This is a genomic window from Catenulispora sp. GP43 (assembly GCF_041260665.1).
GTDB lineage: Bacteria > Actinomycetota > Actinomycetes > Streptomycetales > Catenulisporaceae > Catenulispora.
Genome location: NZ_JBGCCT010000017.1, coordinates 128513 through 145543, shown reverse-complemented (window position 1 = coordinate 145543; position 17031 = coordinate 128513). Strand labels below are relative to the sequence as shown.

16 protein-coding genes are annotated in these 17031 nt (G+C 68.6%); 10 read left to right on the top strand and 6 right to left on the bottom strand.

Annotation, left to right across the window (positions count from 1 at the left end; genetic code table 11):
• Positions 1-9 precede the first annotated feature (9 nt).
• Both ABH926_RS30665 and ABH926_RS30660 read left to right on the top strand, forming a co-directional pair.
• Positions 10-987: an RNA polymerase sigma factor gene (locus ABH926_RS30665; protein ID WP_370369356.1), complete on the top strand. Its 978-nt coding sequence runs from the start codon at positions 10-12 to the stop codon at positions 985-987.
• 48 nt (positions 988-1035) lie between these two features.
• Entirely contained in the window at positions 1036-1893 is an 858-nt protein-coding gene (locus ABH926_RS30660) for a GNAT family N-acetyltransferase (protein WP_370369355.1), read from the top strand.
• Positions 1894-2031: 138 nt separating this feature from the next.
• Here ABH926_RS30660 and ABH926_RS30655 read toward each other — a convergent pair whose 3' ends face one another.
• Both ABH926_RS30655 and ABH926_RS30650 read right to left on the bottom strand, forming a co-directional pair.
• Entirely contained in the window at positions 2032-2238 is a 207-nt protein-coding gene (locus tag ABH926_RS30655) for a hypothetical protein (RefSeq protein ID WP_370369354.1), read from the bottom strand.
• Positions 2239-2393: 155 nt separating this feature from the next.
• Positions 2394-3446: a LuxR C-terminal-related transcriptional regulator gene (locus tag ABH926_RS30650; RefSeq protein WP_370369353.1), complete on the bottom strand. Its 1053-nt coding sequence runs from the start codon at positions 3444-3446 to the stop codon at positions 2394-2396.
• 572 nt (positions 3447-4018) lie between these two features.
• On the opposite strand from ABH926_RS30650, the gene ABH926_RS30645 reads away from it, so the two are divergent.
• The gene (locus tag ABH926_RS30645; RefSeq protein WP_370369352.1) at positions 4019-4678 is read left to right on the top strand and encodes a hypothetical protein; all 660 of its coding nucleotides are present in this window, start codon (positions 4019-4021) and stop codon (positions 4676-4678) included.
• On the opposite strand, the gene ABH926_RS30640 is transcribed toward ABH926_RS30645, so the two are convergent.
• The 3 genes from ABH926_RS30640 to ABH926_RS30630 are packed head-to-tail and all read right to left on the bottom strand — an operon-like array spanning position 4661 to position 9335.
• Positions 4661-6637, bottom strand: a complete 1977-nt coding sequence (locus tag ABH926_RS30640) for a glycosyltransferase (RefSeq protein ID WP_370369351.1) — start codon at positions 6635-6637, stop codon at positions 4661-4663. The two genes, ABH926_RS30645 and ABH926_RS30640, sit on opposite strands and share 18 nt — an antisense overlap.
• Positions 6637-8067, bottom strand: a complete 1431-nt coding sequence (locus tag ABH926_RS30635; RefSeq protein WP_370369350.1) for a biotin/lipoyl-binding protein — start codon at positions 8065-8067, stop codon at positions 6637-6639. Before ABH926_RS30635 ends, ABH926_RS30640 begins: the two co-directional genes overlap by 1 nt.
• Before the next feature lie 26 nt (positions 8068-8093).
• Entirely contained in the window at positions 8094-9335 is a 1242-nt protein-coding gene (locus ABH926_RS30630; RefSeq protein ID WP_370369349.1) for an NAD-dependent epimerase/dehydratase family protein, read from the bottom strand.
• A 424-nt stretch (positions 9336-9759) separates the two neighbouring features.
• Here ABH926_RS30630 and ABH926_RS30625 point away from each other — a divergent pair, with 424 nt between their 5' ends.
• From ABH926_RS30625 to ABH926_RS30595, 7 genes are all read left to right on the top strand, one after another.
• Positions 9760-10452: a phosphoadenylyl-sulfate reductase gene (locus ABH926_RS30625; RefSeq protein ID WP_370369348.1), complete on the top strand. Its 693-nt coding sequence runs from the start codon at positions 9760-9762 to the stop codon at positions 10450-10452.
• Between the two features lie 53 nt (positions 10453-10505).
• Positions 10506-11423 carry a sulfate adenylyltransferase subunit CysD gene (gene cysD, locus ABH926_RS30620; RefSeq protein WP_370369347.1) on the top strand — a complete coding sequence of 306 codons (918 nt, stop codon included), beginning with the start codon at positions 10506-10508 and terminating at the stop codon, positions 11421-11423.
• A complete protein-coding gene (locus ABH926_RS30615) occupies positions 11423-12760 on the top strand; it encodes a sulfate adenylyltransferase subunit 1 (RefSeq protein ID WP_370369346.1) in 1338 nt (445 codons plus the stop codon). The genes cysD and ABH926_RS30615 overlap by 1 nt, the downstream gene beginning before the upstream one ends.
• On the top strand, positions 12757-13845 hold the full coding sequence (locus ABH926_RS30610) for an ABC transporter substrate-binding protein (RefSeq protein ID WP_370369345.1): 1089 nt from the start codon (positions 12757-12759) through the stop codon (positions 13843-13845). Before ABH926_RS30615 ends, ABH926_RS30610 begins: the two co-directional genes overlap by 4 nt.
• Before the next feature lie 15 nt (positions 13846-13860).
• Complete coding sequence (locus tag ABH926_RS30605) at positions 13861-14712, top strand: ABC transporter ATP-binding protein (protein ID WP_370369344.1); 852 nt, start codon at positions 13861-13863, stop codon at positions 14710-14712.
• A complete protein-coding gene (locus ABH926_RS30600; RefSeq protein ID WP_370369343.1) occupies positions 14705-15583 on the top strand; it encodes an ABC transporter permease in 879 nt (292 codons plus the stop codon). Before ABH926_RS30605 ends, ABH926_RS30600 begins: the two co-directional genes overlap by 8 nt.
• Positions 15584-15666: 83 nt before the next feature.
• Positions 15667-16308 (top strand): hypothetical protein, encoded by a 642-nt coding sequence (locus ABH926_RS30595; protein WP_370369342.1) that lies wholly within the window; start codon positions 15667-15669, stop codon positions 16306-16308.
• A gap of 102 nt (positions 16309-16410) precedes the next feature.
• Here ABH926_RS30595 and ABH926_RS30590 read toward each other — a convergent pair whose 3' ends face one another.
• Positions 16411-17031, bottom strand: a complete 621-nt coding sequence (locus ABH926_RS30590) for a carbonic anhydrase (protein WP_370369341.1) — start codon at positions 17029-17031, stop codon at positions 16411-16413.

The following is a 17031-nucleotide window of genomic DNA, read 5'->3' as shown; positions in this document are numbered from 1 at the left end:
GTTGCGGACATGGGCATGGCGGGCACGTTCGGGGACGCAGGTGGAGCCGGCGGGGCGCCGTCTGATGCGAGTCTGGTTCGCGAAGCGCAGAGCGGAGACGTCCAAAGCCTGGGGCTGCTGCTCGCCCGGCACCGGCCCCGCATGCACAAGATCGCGCTGAGCTTGTTGGGATACGTTCCGGAGGCCGAGGACGCGGTACAGGACGCGACACTGATCGCGCTGCGCCGGATCGGGGATCTCCGTGATCCCGACGCGGTGGCGTCGTGGCTTTCCACGGTGGTGCGCAACGTCTGCCGTGCCCAGCTGCGTGCGCGGTACACCACGACCGTTGACGACGCGGTCCTCCTCAACCTGCCGTCAACGGAACCCGACCCGGACGAACTGCTGGACCGTCAGGTCTCGGGTGCTTGGATCTGGCACGTGCTCGACCAGCTCTCACCGACGCTTCGGCTGGTGACGATGCTGCGCTACTTCACCGACGTGACGAGTTACGAGAGCATCGCGACCGTGTGCGGGGTTCCCGTGGGTACCGTACGCAGTCGGCTCCATGAGGCCCGCGCCAAACTCGGTGCGGCGCTGCAGGCGACGGTGGACGCCGCGTACGGTGACGTGAGCGCGCATGCCGCCGCGCACCGCCGGGTCGCCGAGGAGATGATGCGCGCTCCTTATGACGGCAGGTTCGCTGAGGCCGTGGGTGCGCGCTTCTCTTCTACGGTGGAGACCGTCTGGCCCACCGGGCGGGTCACCAGAGGCCGGCAGAGCCTGATCCGGGCGATGCACTCGGACCTGGAGGACGGTGTACGTCACCGCATCGTCAATGTCGTGGCCAGCCAGAACGTTGTCATCTGGGAAGCGGATCTGGTCAATCCGCCTTATGACCCGTTTCACTGCCCACCCGGAGTGGTGTGGGTACAGAGCCTTGAAGGAGGTCGGGTCCGGAAGGTGCAGCTGCTGCACAAGCCGCGGCCGCCACGACTTCCAGAATAATTCGCCGCGGGATCGAACTTCGGCGGTCGCCCGCGCATCCGGACTGGTATGCACACCATTTCCGCCACCCTCGCAGCCGCAGTGACCGAGGGCCTTGAGGCCGAGTTCATGTATCGCTGCGAGACGAACACGCCGGAGCCGGCCAGATCTCTGCTCGGGCTCGCGACCACCCGCATCGCCGACGGTGTCGCGCTGTCCGTGCGCAACGATCCTTCGGGATATTGGAGCAAGGCGCTCGGATTCGGCACCCGCGAGCCGGTCAGCGCCGAGCTGATCGACCGGGTCCTGGACTTCTACCGAGCTCAGGACAGCCCTCGCGCCGCCATCCAGATCGCCCCGTCGGCACGCCCCGAGAACTGGGAGTCCATTCTGGCCACCCGCAACCTGCGGCCGGGCACCACCCTCCTGAAGCTGGCGTGCCCGATCGGCGAGGCCCGACCGGTCGGGGCCACGAACCTTCGGGTCGGCCCGGTCACCGAAAGCGACGCGCAGGAGTGGGCCTCGGTCATCATCGGAACCTTCTTCGGCCAACCGTACGAGGGGCTCACCGACATGTACACGGCACTGGCCTCGCACCCGGATTTTCATCCGTTCGCGGTCTGGGACGGGTCCGACATCGTGGCCGGCGCAAGCCTGTTCATCGATGGCGAGCTCGGCCACCTGAACTCCGGTGCGACCCTGGCCGGCCACCGGGGGCAGGGCGCGCAGTCGGCGCTGATAGCCGCCCGCGCCGAGGTGGCCAGGGAAGCGGGCTGCCGATGGCTGGTCACAGAGGTTGCCAAGCCCAGTTCCGAAGGCGCCAATCCTTCTCTGAACAACATGCTGCGCGCGGGCCTTCGCGTCCTGTACGAACGCCAAAACGTCATCTGGGAAGGCGACAGCGGAGGTGACGTCGTCGCCGCTTGAGCCGAACCGCTCGCCGGCCTTCGAGCCCGGCGACCGTACCGGGCCCGGGCGGGCAGGGGCGGGTACGGTCGCCGACGTGGCGGCCGCCCACTCCGCCGCCCGGCCCACTGGTGATCGACTTTTCGAGCGTGGACCGCGTCATTCCGGAAGGCAGTACTCGACGGTGGGTGCCTTCCCCGACCGCGGGATAGGAGACTGCACGATCATGTCGTCGTCGGGGAGGTTCGGCCGCATCGGCGCCGGCAGCACCTTGGCGAAAGCGTTCCGCCGGCCTTGGCGGCGCCAGCCTTCGCTGTTGTCTATGTCGCCGCTGGCTGCGGAGGCCGGGTGGGTGTAGGCCCACACAGGCGTGCCCTCCCAGCCGACATCGGCGCGTCGGCCTACTTCAGCGACCTGCGAATCGATCGCTCGGGAGGGTACGGCTCCACCGAGCTGATCCACAGGTACTGAGCCTTGCCCCGGTTGACCTCGATGCCCGATTTCGTGGGTCCGCGCCGGTTCTAGAGCAGTCCCCGCCGAACCGCCTGCACCCCGGCTTGGAACCGGTTGCGCGCGCCCAGCTCTTCCATCAGTTCGCTGACCCGCCGTTGGACGGTGCGCGCCGACACCCGCAGCTGCCGGGCGATCGCGTCGTCCGTCATCCCGGCGGTCAGCAGCGTCAGCAGTTCCAGGGCCCCGAGGCGCTGCCCATCGGTTGACCGGCCGCCGGTCGGGGCGCTGCCGTCGCTGATGGTCCCGGTCTGGTCGCGCGGATCACCACGGCCGGCCGTCGCCGGTATGGGCATGGCCCGCGCCCATTGGGCTTCGAACGTCTGCACCAGCGCGTCCAACATCGGCGATGGCCGAACGATCAACGCGCCGTCCAACTCCGCGCCCGATGCCACGGGCAGCAGGGCCCACCGCCGGTCCACGACGGCCAGCTTGAACGGCAGCTCGGTGACCACGACCGCCTCCTCCCCGGCGGCTATCAGCATCCGGACCTGTTCCAGATGCCCGGGCAACAGCAGCGCTGAGCGTTCGTACACCGCCCGGCACAGGACCCCCCGCTCCAGAACCTCCAGTTCCGGGCCGACGGTGTCGTCCTGGACGAACGGCGCTTTGTCCAGCACCGAGACCTCCCGGCGCGCGCCGGCCAACATGGACAGCCAGACCTCTGCGATGGCGTCGCGTCCCGTGACGACCTCGGCCAGGTCGGCGCAGCCGGGATCGCGGCGCCCGCGCTCGCGGTGGTAGCCGTCGAGGAGCCGCGTGATCTCCTCGCGTAGTCGGCGTTCGGACTGCTCGCGCTTGCTGAGCATGCGCTCAATCGCCACGTCCGGTGCCGCGGCGGACCACGGGGTTCGGGCGCCGTTCTCCGACATCCGCACCAGCCGCCGGCTGTGCAGGCCGGTGAGCAGCTGCAGGACGTCGTCCTGCGCCATTGTCAGCGCCTCTGCCAGCTCGGCGGTGGTCGCCGTGCCCCGTCGGCACAGCTCCAAGTAGACGAGCTCTTCGCCCCGGGTCACGGCTATGCCGCTCCCGGATCCTCTCTGTTCTTCCGTCTGCTCGAACACGGGCTTTCACCTTCTTGTCGCTCCGGGTGGCCGACGGCGCGGGGACGGTCAGACCGGGCCGCGCCGCCGCGGGCTGAGCCTTTACATACCCTGATATCCGGACGTTGCCACCTCACTGGGGATGCGTTCGCCATGTCCGGAATCCATCGGACAAGAAGCCTTTCGTGCGTGTGCGGGATTGATCGGCATTTGGCCAAGCTTTTAACCCGCCGCCTACCGTCGAGGTCCCATAATCGGACTCATCACCAAGATGGGATGGATGGTGGAGCTCTGTGAAGGTTTTGCGCCGGTTCGGCATCGCCGCGCTGGGGCTCGCGATCGCCGCGACAGCCGGATGCACTGGCCGTGCCTCACATCCACCGACATCCGTGCCACCGACATCTGTGCCACCGACATCCCTGCCGCCGACGTCGGCACCCGCCAACTCTGCGCCAACATCCCCGTCCGGTTCCCAGAGTGGCCGAACCGGCGCTCTGTCATGGATCATCGGTGGCAGTACGCTGACTCAGCTGCGCGCCGCCGACACCACCGGGATTCTGACGAAACAGTTCTTTGACACGCCGCGAGCCTACGTGATCACCAACGCCAAGGACTGGTCCGTCCCCGACGGCTGGACCAGCACGCCCACGGCCAGCTTCACCAGCTACGCCGCCCTCCAGGCAGCCGTGAGCTCCGGCAAGCTCGACCCGCGAATCCGGGCCGTGCTCTACGACAACGAGAGCTGGTCGCAGACCCCTGTCGCCGAACAGCTCGATCCGGCGCACTACGACAAGCTGGCCGCACAACTGGTCCACCAGCACCATCTGCTGTTCATTGCCACCCCGGCGGTCGACCTGACGAAGTCCGCCGGTGCCCAGGACCGCTACAGCCGGTTCCTCGCCTCCGGCTTGGTCGGCTCGATCGCCGGCGACGCCGACGTCATCGACATCCAGGCGCAGGGCTCTGAAACAGACATGGCCAAGTACGACGCCTTCGTCGCCGCGGCGGCGGCTCAGGCTCGGCACAGCAACGCCGGTGCCAAGATCCTGGCCGGGATCAGCACGAACCCGACGGGCCACGCGGTGACCGCGCAGGCCGTCGTCAAGGTCATCGGGCCCGTGCAGGGGACGGTCGACGGTTACTGGCTCAACGATCCGGCCCAGTCCGCGTATTGTCCGACCTGCGCCGGCCCCTTTCCCCAGGTCTCGCTCGGCATCCTGTCCGCCCTCGCCGCGTCAGGGAAGGGTGGTTGAGCGGGCCCTGGCGGCGGCGGGGCGCCAGAACGCGCTCCACGTCGGATAGCGGCCCCGGACCGCCAGCGGCGGACGGACCGGGCGGACTCCGCAGGCCAGGATCGCCTCCAGCAGGAACACCCGTTTGAGCATCGCGAACACCAGCCACAGCGGCGCCCACGGCAGTACGTCGAGCCGTCGGTAGTAGACCAGGATGATCAGACGCGGCACCAGTCCCGGCAGGAACGAGATCAGCAAGAAGCCGAAGAACTTCAGGATGTTGTGCTGCGCGCCGGGCACGATCGCCGCGTACTGGAGCGCCAGGATCATGATGAAGAAGTGCGCCGGTGAGAACAGCCTGATCCCGGCGCTCTTCGGGAGCTGATACCAGAACCGCGGTCCCGGAGCCCCGTTGCCGAACGGTGTGAAGCGGCCGAAGTTCATCAGCCCTCCCATTCCCCATCGGAACCGCTGTACGCGAAGGTCCTTGACGGTCGGTGGGACGTCCTCGTAGGACACGATGCGCGGATCCAGCGCCGCCCGCCAGCCGAGCCGCCCCAGCCCGCAGGTGAACTCAGCGTCCTCGCCGAACATCCCGCTGACGAACCCGCCGAGCGCCAGACCCGCCTCGCGCCGGAACGCGGTGAAGCTGCCCAGGATGCACGGCACCGCGTCGACCTGGGACAGCATCACCTGCGAGAATCCGAAGTTGAAGATCTGCTCGATGGCCCGCATCCGGTCGATCCAGGTGCTGTAGGGCTCCTTCGGGACGGTCAGCGCGCCGACCACGCCGACCCGGGGATCGGCCAGGAAATGCGGGATGCTGTAAACGAAGGCGTCCGAGTCGATCGCGCAGTCGGCGTCCAACCGGTATACGTAGTCCGCGGTGCACCGTTGGAGGGCGAGGTTGAGCGCCTTGGCCTTCCCGCCGTGAGCACCCTGGATCACTTCCCCGGTCGCGTGGCCGTAGGCGAGCATCGTGGCCTCGGCGAGCGCGCTCGTCTCGTCGGTCGAACCGTCGTCGCACAGGATCACCCGGACGGGTCCGCCGTAGGCCGCCGCCGCGCGGTCGATGGAGCGCAGCAATCGTTCGATCCCCACCGCCTCGTTGTAGGCCGGGATGATGACGTCCAGCGCGGGTCGCTCGGGGCCGGGCCGCGGTCGGCGGCTACCGGTCCACTTGACCAGCCCGAGCAGGATGTAGACGAAGTCCGAGACCGCGGTGCGCAGGCTGACGATGATGACGAACACCGTCACCGGGTGGTCGCCGACGGCCTCGATCATCACCAGGGCCAGGGTCCCGATGATCCCGGTCGCCCCGATCAGGCAGGACAGCAGTGTCAGCGTGTCATGCCAGTCGCCGCGCCGCAGATCCGGCTGCGCAGTGACTCGCGGCAGGGCGTACGTGGTGAAGGACAGCCGGAAGATCATCATGAAGCCGAGGGTGTACTCCAGGTAGATCCCGGCGATCGGGACGAGTCCCACCGGGACGCCGGCCGCCGTCCCGGCGAGTCCGATGAGGCTGTCCGACGCGACGCAGACCGCGACGAACAGCGGCGCGTGCAGCAGGATCACGATGCGGCGGCCGGGAGTGGCCGGCAGTACGACCGCGATCGTGATCAGATATCCCACGACCGCCGCCGGAACGAGGGGCGTGATGTGCTCGGCGTAGGCGGTCGCGGCGGCCGGGTCGCGGTCGATCGTGCCGACCACATCGGACAGGAAGACCTGGTACACCCTGAGCACCTGGAAGTCGCGCATCCCGATGATGCCGGTGCTCACCGCCAGTCCCACGGCCAGGAACGCCAGCAGGCGCCGCGTCGAGGGCTTGCGGAACGGTGGCAGCTTCACCAGGCGGTCCGTGCCCTGGTCCGAATCGTCGTGGCGGCGCGACAGCGGCTGCCAGACGACCAGTACGAGGACCACGAGGTTGACCGAGAGCAGGGCCAGGCCCTTGGCGTCGTCCATCGTGGCGGGCATCAGAACAGCTCGACGTCCACGGTCATGCCGGCGAGGATCTCCGGCCGGACCGTGTCCATCGAGATCAGGACGTCGTAGTACGTCGTCGTCCCCGGGACGCGCGCCGGGTCGAGCATGACCTGGCCGATCTTGCCGGTCACCGACGTCCGCGTCGCCGAGAAGCCCAGTTTCGCCGGCTCGCCGACGTGCACGGTGGTCATGTTCTGCTCCGGTATCTGGGCGACGACGTCGAGCGTGCCCGCGTAGACGGTGATGAGCGGCTGGTAGGCGGACGCCTGCCCGGTCCCGCCGTTGGCGGCCGCCGGCGGCACGAACAACTGGAAGCCAGGCTGCTGATTCGCCTCCGTCCCCGGCTGGGCGGCCGGGCCCACGTAGCTGTGCACGCCGTCGGATCCGGTGATGTCCCCGACCGCTCCCGCGACGTCGGCCACGACGCCGTCGGCCGGGGCCGTGAGCGTCGCGTTCCGCACGGCCAGCTGGTCACTGGCGACCTGGGACTGCGCGGTCGCCAGGTCCGCCTTGGCCTGGGCGATGACCGCGGAGGTCAGCGGTTGGGCCGCGGCGGACACCTTCTGCTGCGCGGCCGTGAGGATCGCTTCGCTCTGTGTCACGTCGTCCGCATCATGCGTCTCCTCCAACTGGGTCGAGGATTGCACCTTCGCCAACTCGGCCTGAGCCGTGGACAACTCGGTCGAGTCACGGTTCACCTGCGATTGCAGGTTCTGGCAGAACTGCATCTGCGCCAGGCTCGTACTGCTGCTCTGTGTGGTGCTGAGGCTGGGGCTGGAGGAGGGCGTGTGCGTCGGGCCCGACGATGACGTCGTGGCGGAGGACGGGGCGCACTGCTGTGTGTAGTGGCCGTTGTCGGTGTTGTAAGTGTTCTGATCCCCGGTGACCACCGCCGTCTGTTCGGCGATCGTGTGCTGGTCGTTGGTCTGCGCGAGGTTCAGCGCGCTCTTGGCGGTGGCCACGGCCGCGGTCGCCTGGGTGAGGCTCAGCCGGTCCTGTGCCTGCTCGGTGGGCGAGGCCTGCGGAGCCTCGTCGGCGGCCACCACCGCGGTGTCCGCGGTGACCGCGGCCTGCGCCGCCGACAGGTCCGCCGCGGCGACGCTGCTGTCCATCGTGGCCAGCGGCTGTCCGGCCTTCACGTGCTCGCCGGGCTTGACCGTCAGCGTCAGCACCGTCCCGGTCGTCGGGAAGTTGAGGTAGTAGGTGTGCGACGGCGTCACCTGGCCGCTGAAGGTCGGCGTCTTCGTGGCCACCTTGTGGTACGTCACCAGGCCCAGGCCCGATCCGGCGATCGCCACGACGGACGCGACGGCCAGCTGCCGGGGCCGCATCGGCGAGCGGGCCGGCCTCATCTCGCCGACGCCGGCCTCGCCGCTGGCCAGGGCCGCGTTCATGCCGCGCACGCGGTCCCGCTTCACCATGACTGGTTCCCTCCGGTTCTTCCGACTCAGGGCTGGGCGACGGTCGGGACGAGCGGGTCCGTCCCGTCCGGCAGTTCGGTCATCAGGTCCTCGGCGGTCTGCATCCCGGCCCGCCACACCGACCTCGCGATGATCTTCGACAGGTCGACCCGGTGCCGGTAGCGCGCCGCGATGTCGGTGCATTCGGCGAGCAGGCCGTCGGACAGGGTGGTCGGGTTCAGGCCGAGCGCGAGGAACCGGTCGTTGCGGACCACCAGATCGTTCTCCACGGCCTCCCGGCGTGGGTTCGGCAGGTGCGCGATCTCGACCCCGGTCAGGTCGCTGACCATCTTCGCCAGGTCGTACACCCGGTGCGTCTCGGTGATCTGGTTGAAGACGGCGGGCTTCGCCCCGGCTTCCGGCGGGTTCTCCAAAGCGATCTGGACGCACCGGACGGTGTCCCGGATGTGGATGAACGCCCTGGTCTGCCCGCCGGTCCCGTGCACGGTGAGCGGGTGCCCGATGGCCGCCTGCATGAGGAAGCGGTTGAGGACGGTTCCGTAGTCGCCGTCGTAGTCGAAGCGGTTGATCAGCCGTTCGTCGCGGACCGTCTGCGGGGTCTGGGTCCCCCAGACGATGCCCTGGTGCAGGTCCGTGATCCGCAGCCGGTCGTTGGCCGTGTAGAACGCGAACATCAGCTGGTCGAGCGTCTTGGTCAGGTGGTAGACCGAGCCCGGGTTGGCCGGGTGCAGGATCTCCCGCTCCAGGTCGCCGTCGGGGGTCGGCACCTTGACGGTCAGATAGCCCTCGGGGATCGGTGCGGACCCCGACCATCCGTACCCGTACACGCCCATGGTGCCGAGGTGCACCAGCGCGGCGTCGACGCCGCTGGTGACGAGGGCGGTGAGCAGGTTGTGCGTCGCGCGGACGTTGTTGTCGACCGTATAGCGCTTGGCCGTCGCCGAGCGCATCGAGTACGGCGCGGCGCGCTGCTCGGCGAAGTGCACGACAGCGTCGGGACGCAGCTCGGCGAGCAGCGCGGTCAGCCGCTCGTACTCGGTCGCCAGGTCGAGGCGGACCAGGCCGATGTCCCGTCCGGAGACCTCCCGCCAGGCCCGGATGCGCTCGCCGGGCGGCCGGATCGGGGTGAGGGACTCGACTTCCAGGTCGAGGTCGATCCGCCGCCGGCTCTGGTTGTCGACGATGGTGACGTCGTGACCGAGGTCCGACAGGTGCAGGGACGTCGGCCAGCCGCAGAAGCCGTCGCCGCCGAGAATGAGGACACGCATAACGACCGACACCTTTCGGAAACAAAATGGAAATGCGGCGCGATTGCGCCGGACGCCTGCCGGGCACTTGTCCGGCGGATGTCGAAAAGGGCCGCCGGACGCTCCGGAAAGTACGCTCGGCGATATCAGGAGTCAAGACGGCAGTCGGGCTCGTCAATACCTGGTCTACACCTATGGTGCACGATCATCGGTGATGTATGCGCAGCTCAGGAGCGATGACGTGGAGTTCTTCGGTGCCGCACGCGGCTGTTGGCGAATTCCTGCCAAGTCGGGTTTCCGCAACTCACAGGTCTCGACGGCGTGACGCCGAGTAAAGCCTAATTAAAGAACTCGACCGTGGACATGACGGAAGCCGCTATGGGCGGTATCACCGTCCGTGGCGCGTCTTTCATCAATGGTTCGAGCCGGGAAAGCAGGGGAGCGCATGCAGAAGAGCACTCGATTGACCGGTGACCTGGAACAGCTCGCGGTCCGGGCAGGCCGCGAACTCCAGGGGGCCGACGCCCTGGAGATCCTCCGTTGGGCGGGCACGGCGTTCGGTCCCAGGCTGGTCGTCGCCTCCTCGATGGCCGACACAGTGCTGGTGTATCTGGCAGCCGAGGCAGTCCCCGGCGTCGACGTCCTGTTCCTGGACACCGGATACCACTTCCCGGAGACCATCGGCACCCGGGACGCCGTCGCGGCGGTCTGCGACATCACCCTCGTCGACGTCACCCCCGCCCAGGCCGTCGCCGAGCAGGACGCGCAGTTCGGCCCGCGGCTGCACGAGCGGGATCCGGACCTGTGCTGCCGGCTGCGCAAGGTCGTGCCGTTGAACCAGGCTCTGGGCCCCTACCTCGCCTGGGTCACCGGAGTCCGCCGGGAGGAGTCGCCGATCAGGGCCGACACACCCGTCGTCGGCTATGACGCGGCCCGCGGGATGGTGAAAATCAACCCTCTGGCCCACTGGACCGAGGCCGATCTCCAGGCGTACGCCGCGCGGCATCAGATCATCGTCAACCCACTGCTGGCCCAGGGCTACGCGTCCGTCGGGTGCGCGCCGTGCACGCGACCGAGCGAGAACCGTGACGGCCGCTGGGCCGGCTCGGCCAAGACCGAATGCGGGATCCACACATGACGACGGTTCCACACACGACGACCGTGCCCGGGACGAGGGAACCAGGGGTTGCAATGGGGCTGGCGAGACCGCGCGACTACACGCTCTCACATCTCGGCGTCCTGGAGGCCGAGGCGCTGCACATCTTCCGCGAGGTGGCCGCCGAATTCGAACGGCCGACCCTGCTGTTCTCCGGGGGCAAGGACTCGATCGTCATGCTGCACCTGGCCTGCAAGGCGTTCGCGCCGGCCGGGCTCCCGTTCCCCCTGCTGCACGTCGACACCGGCCACAACTTCGACGAGGTCCTGGAGTACCGGGACCGGATCGGGGCGCTGGCCGGAGTGCGCCTGTACGTCGCCGCCGTGCAGGACTACATCGACGACGGCCGGCTGACCGAACGCGCGGATGGCACCCGCAACCCGTTGCAGACCGTCCCTCTGCTCGCCGCGATCCGCTCGCACCGCTTCGACGCGGTCTTCGGCGGCGGTCGCCGGGACGAGGAGAAGGCCAGGGCCAAGGAGCGGGTGTTCTCGCTGCGCGACGAGTTCGGCCAGTGGGATCCGCGGCGTCAGCGTCCTGAGCTGTGGCATCTCTACAACGGACGGCACCGTGTCGGCGAGCACGTCCGGGTCTTCCCCCTGTCGAACTGGACCGAGCTCGACGTCTGGTCCTACATCGAGCAGGAGCGGATCGAGGTGCCGTCGATCTACTTCAGCCACACCCGCGAGGTGTTCCTCCGCGATGGCATGTGGCTGGCCCCCGGGGCTTGGGGCGGTCCGCGCGCCGGCGAGCGGGTCGAGAGCCGGACGGTGCGCTACCGCACCGTCGGCGACATGTCCTGCACCGCCTCGATCGACTCGCGGGCGGCGACCGTCGCCGAGGTGATCGCCGAGATCGCCTCCTCGCGCCTGACCGAGCGGGGCTCGAGCAGGGCCGACGACCGGATGTCCGAGGCCGCGATGGAAGACCGAAAGCGAGAGGGCTACTTCTGATGACACCGGCAACCGGGCTCCACCAAGAGAAGCCAGAGAAGGCCGAATGCTTCGCGCCGCACCCGCCCGAGACCGCGGATCTGCTGCGACTGGCGACCGCCGGAAGCGTCGACGACGGCAAGTCCACGCTCGTCGGCCGGCTGCTGCACGATCTCAAGGCCGTGATGCCGGACCAGCTGGCGGCCGTCGAGCGGGCCTCCCGCGACCGCGGCCTGGCCTCGGCCGACCTGGCGCTGCTGACCGACGGCCTGCGGGCCGAGCGCGAGCAGGGCATCACCATCGACGTCGCCTACCGGTACTTCGCCAGCCCCGGGCGCCGGTTCATCCTGGCCGACACCCCCGGCCACGTGCAGTACACCCGCAACATGGTCACCGGCGCCTCCACGGCCCGCCTGGCGGCCATCCTGATCGACGCGCGCCACGGCGTCGTCGAGCAGACCAGACGGCACCTGGCGATAGCCGCGCTCCTGCGCGTCCCCCACATGGTGTTCCTGGTCAACAAGATGGACCTGGTCGGATTCGACGAGGACGTGTTCGCCGGCATCGCGACCGAACTCCGGGGCCACGCCCGCCGTCTCGGCGTCGAGGCGGTGTCCGCGATCCCGATTTCCGCGCTGCGCGGCGACAACGTCGTCGAGTGCTCCGACTCGATGGACTGGTATCAGGGCCCCACCCTGCTGGAGCACCTGGAGCGGATCCCCGTCGCCGACGACCCTTCGAACGAGCCGGCCCGCTTCCCGGTGCAGTACGTGATCCGGTCCGCCGAGCACGACTATCGCGGCTACGCCGGACAGCTGGTGTCCGGGGTCCTGCGCACCGGCGACAAGGTCGTGGTGCTGCCCTCGGATCAGCGCTCGACGATAGCCGGGATCGACGTGGGCGGGACGGCCGCCGACACGGCCTTCGCGCCGCAGTCCGTCGTGGTCCGGCTCAAGGACGACATCGATGTGGGGCGCGGCGACCTCATCGCGTCCACCGCCTCGGCGCCCGCTACGACCCGCGACGTGAGCGCCACGGTCTGCCATCTCGCGGACCGTCCGCTGCGGGTCGGCGACCGGGTGTTGCTGCGGCACACGACGCGCACGGTCAAGGCGATCGTCACCGAGATCGTCCACCGGCTGGACATCACGACGCTGCAGACCTGCCCGCACCCGCGGGAGCTGCGCGCCAACGACATCGCGCGGCTGCTGCTGCGGACCTCCGCGCCGATCGTCGCCGACGACTACGCCGTGAACCGGCACAGCGGCGCCTTCCTGTTGGTCGACGAGCCAACGGGCGACACGCTGACAGCCGGCATGATCGGCCGGTCCCTCGGCGAGATCGGCAGTGCCCTGTGACACGCCGGATCGGGATGGTCGCCGCAGCCGCGATGTCCGTCCTGCTGAGCGCGTGCGTGCACGCCGAGACGACCGCGTCGGTGGGCGCTGTCCAGGGCGGTGCGGCGGGCGGGACCGCGGGTGCTCCGGCCGCGTCGCTGCGTCTGGGGTATTTCGCCAACGTCACCCACACCACAGCGATCGTGGGAGTGGCCGGGGGGTACTTCGCGGCGAAGCTGGGTCCGACGAAGCTCTCGACTCAGATCTTCTCCTCCGGTCCCGACGAGATGACCGCGTTGTTGTCGGGGCAACTCGACGCCGCCTATGTGGGCCCTTCCTCGGCGCTGAACGCGTTCGTCGAGTCGCACGGCCGGGGTCTGGCCATCGTCGCCGGGGCGGAGGACGGCGGCGCCGAGCTCGTGGTGAGCCCGAGGATCACGTCCGTCGCGGAACTGCGGGGCCGGACGATCGCCGATCCGCAAGTGGGCAATACCCAGGACGTGGCGCTGCGTTACTGGCTGGGGCAGCATGGGTACGCCACGACAGTGCAGGGGTCCGGGGACGTCAAGGTGCAGCCGACTGACAACGCGGCGACTCTCACGCTCTTCGAGAACGGCAGGATCGACGGGGCGTGGGTGCCCGAGCCGTGGGCCTCGCGGCTGGTGCTGGAAGGCGGCGGGCACGTGCTCGTGGATGAACGCACGCTGTGGCCGGGCGGCGATTTCGCCACGACGGATCTTGTGGTCGCCACCGGCTACCTCGCCGGGCATCCCCAGACCGTCAGAGCCTTGATCAGCGCGGAGATCGCGGCGAACGCCTGGGTCCAGGCCAACCCGGCCGCCGCGCAGACATTGGTGAACACCCAGGTCGCGGCGCTATCGGGAACACCGCTGAAACCCGCGGTGATCGCGCGCGCGTGGGGGCGGGAGTCGGTGACCGAGGATCCCGTCGCGGGCAGTCTCCAGACCAACCTGGACCACGCCGTCGCCGACGGCCTGATCAAGGCCTCGGCGCTGTCCGGCATCTTCGACCTGACCCTGCTCAACCAAGCCCTGGCCGCCGCCGGGCAGCCGGCTGTGAGCGCCGACGGGCTCGGTGCCCAGTGACGAAGGACAAGATCCATGACCCATGTGACCAGCCCCGGCACAGCGCCCTGGGCAGCAGACCTGGAACCTACTGGCGAATCCGCTACAGCCTCCGTTGAGGCGCACGGGACCGCCGCGCCTGTCGCCGTACGTTTGTCAGGGGTCTTCAAGGCCTTCGGGCGGGATGCCGTGCCGGTTCTGGAGGACATCGACCTCGAAGTGGCCGCCGGAGAGCTCGTGTGCGTCCTGGGCGCGTCGGGCTGCGGGAAGTCCACGCTGCTCAACCTGATCGCCGGCCTGGAGACCCCGACCGCCGGAAGCATCGACCTGCCCGGCGGGCACGCGGCACTGATGTTCCAGGAGTCGGCGCTCTTCCCCTGGCTCACCGCGGCCGGGAACATCGACCTGGCTCTCCGACTGCGCAAGGTGCCCAAGGCCGTTCGCCGCGAGGAGACAGTTCGCCTGCTGAGCCTGGTGCGGCTGGAAGGAGCCGCGCACAAGCGGGTCCACGAACTGTCAGGCGGCATGCGTCAGCGAGTGGCTCTGGCGCGGGCCCTGGCCCAGCAGTCCGGAGTCCTGCTCATGGACGAGCCCTTCGCCGCACTGGACGCGATCACCCGCGACGTCCTGCACGAGGAGCTGATCACCCTGTGGCAGCGCGCCGCCGCGGCCGAGGCGCCCCTGGCGATCGTGTTCGTCACCCACAATGTCCGCGAGGCCGCACGCCTGGGCCAGCGCGTCGTCCTGCTCTCGTCCCGCCCCGGACGCCTGGCACGCCAGTGGCGGGTCGACATCGACCATCCGCGCCGCATCGAGGACGCCGAAGTCGCGAGTCTGGCCGTCGAGATCACCGACGAGCTGCGCAAGGAGATAGCCCGCCATGCCTGACTCGACCGCCGCCGCTCCGCCACCCAGGGAACTGGCCGCTCTCGAAGCCGGTCTCGACGCACTGGAGACCGGACTCGCCCCGCGCAGATCGCCCTGGCGAACATTGGTTAGAACTCTGTTTCCCCCGGCCTTGGCGATCGCCGCCCTGTTCGGGGTCTGGGACGCACTGGTCCTCGCCCGGATCAAGCCCGCCTGGGTCCTGCCCGGTCCCGGCGACGTCTACGACGCCCTCACCGGCGGCTGGGCCCACTACCGGATCGGCTCCGCACTCTGGGGCTCGATGTCGCGCGCACTGATCGGCTTCGCCGCGTCCCTGGTGATCGGCACCCTGCTGGGACTCGCGGTCTCCAGTAACCGGTCTCTGCGCGCCGCACTGGCACCCCTGCTGTCCGGACTCCAGAACCTCCCGTCGGTGGCGTGGGTCCCGATCGGCATCATGTGGTTCGGCATCACCCCCGCCACCATCTACACCGTCGTCCTCCTGGGCGCCGTCCCATCGATCACCATCGGCCTGATCGGCGGCATCGACCAGATCCCGCCGCTCTATCGCCGGGTCGGGGACAATCTCGGTGCCCGCGGACCCGCACTCGTGCGCCATGTCCTGCTGCCGGCGGCCCTGCCGGCCTACGTGTCAGGACTCAAACAAGGCTGGGCCTTCGCCTGGCGCTCGCTGATGGCCGCCGAGCTGATCGCGGTCTCCCCGAGCCTGGGTCCGGGTATCGGGCAGGTCCTGGACCTGGCTCGCAACAACCAGAACATGCCGCTCGCCTTCGCCACCGTCCTGCTCATCCTCGGCCTGGGCGTGGCCGCCAACCAGGCCGTCTTCGCCCCGCTGGAACGCAGGCTCCTGCGAACCCGCGGACTCATCTGACTCCCCAGGCACGCGGGTCAGGCATCTTGCCTGGTGTGGTCAGTAGTAGAGTACTGATGATCAGCTCTGGCATGATCGACAGTATGAACATACGCAAGCGGCTCGGCGGCCTTGTCCTCGCCGGCGTTTTCGCACTCACCGCCACCGTCGTCGCGGTGGGCCCCGCGCACGCCGGCTCGAACGGCCAGCAGCTGCTCCTGATCAACAACTCCGGCACGAACGACTCGTTCCTGCTGAAGGGCACCGACTACAACGGCAACCCTGTCCAGACGTGCGTGAACACCGACGGGCGCTGGGAGACCTGGTTCTCGAACTGGTGGTTCAAGGGCAGTCTGACCTATTTCACATACACCGCCTATAACTGCTACGGGACTCCCTCGAACTGGGGTGCCGTCGTGAACATCCCGACGTCGTCCAGCAACGACTGGCAAGCCATCACCGACAACAGTTCCTCGTACGGCGGCAACCAGCAGATCGACTTCTTCGACAATCTGCACAAGGCCAACTCGATCCGGATCTCCGGCTACAACCAGTACGACCAGAACGTCAGCGGTTGCTGGGCGACCCCCGGTTGGGAGACCCCGGTCAACGGCTGGTGGTGGCAGACGCCGGTGACTCTCACGACCTATACGAGCAGCAACTGCTCTGGTTCCAGCAACGGCGTGTACACCCCGGAAAGGGTCGGTAATCCAAACAACGCGTGGTTCGGTTTCGCGGACTCGTGAGCCCTGGGTGCTGCCAGCCGTGCTCATCGGTTGATGCGGTGCGGCTGGCAGCCATTAGGCCGGCTCCGAGTCAATCAGCTCCCGAGCCTGGCTGACCGTGTTCTACCCACCCACAACGAGCCCCGAGCTCAGCCCGGTCGGGGGCGTATGGGCGGCAATGAAGCCTCCCGAACTCTTGGCCGCCGGGACGACGGTGGTGACCAGGCCGGTCCGCAGGTCGTAGACATAGCCGCCGACCTTGAAGCGGTCGATGCTGCCGGCTAGTTCCGGAGCGTTGCGCAGGCGCTTGACGTCCTCCTGGACAGTGGCGTGCGGGTCGAGTACCGCCATGTCCGCTGCGGTCTGCTCGTCGTAGCCGCCGCGTGCCGCGTAGCCGCGGCGAAGCTCAGGATCGGCGAACAGGCCAGATCCACAATCGGTGTGGTGGATGATCGCCACTTCGAACCAGTCGGCGTCCGGGGTCTTGTTCTCGTGAAGGTGGCAGATCCAGGCCATGTCGCGGATCACGGAGGGAGTGACGCGACCCCCGACGTGGCGGGCGATGATCGCCTCACCCAGCTGCGCGCCGACGATCGCCGCCGGCTCGACCCGCGGATCGATACAGGTGATCAGATACAGCTGTTTGAACGGAATGAACGGGATCTCGGGAACCCTGCCCTTGGCGTCGGTATCCGCGAACAGTTGGTTGCGGTGCAGGTAGGCGCCGAAGTTCGAATCGGACAT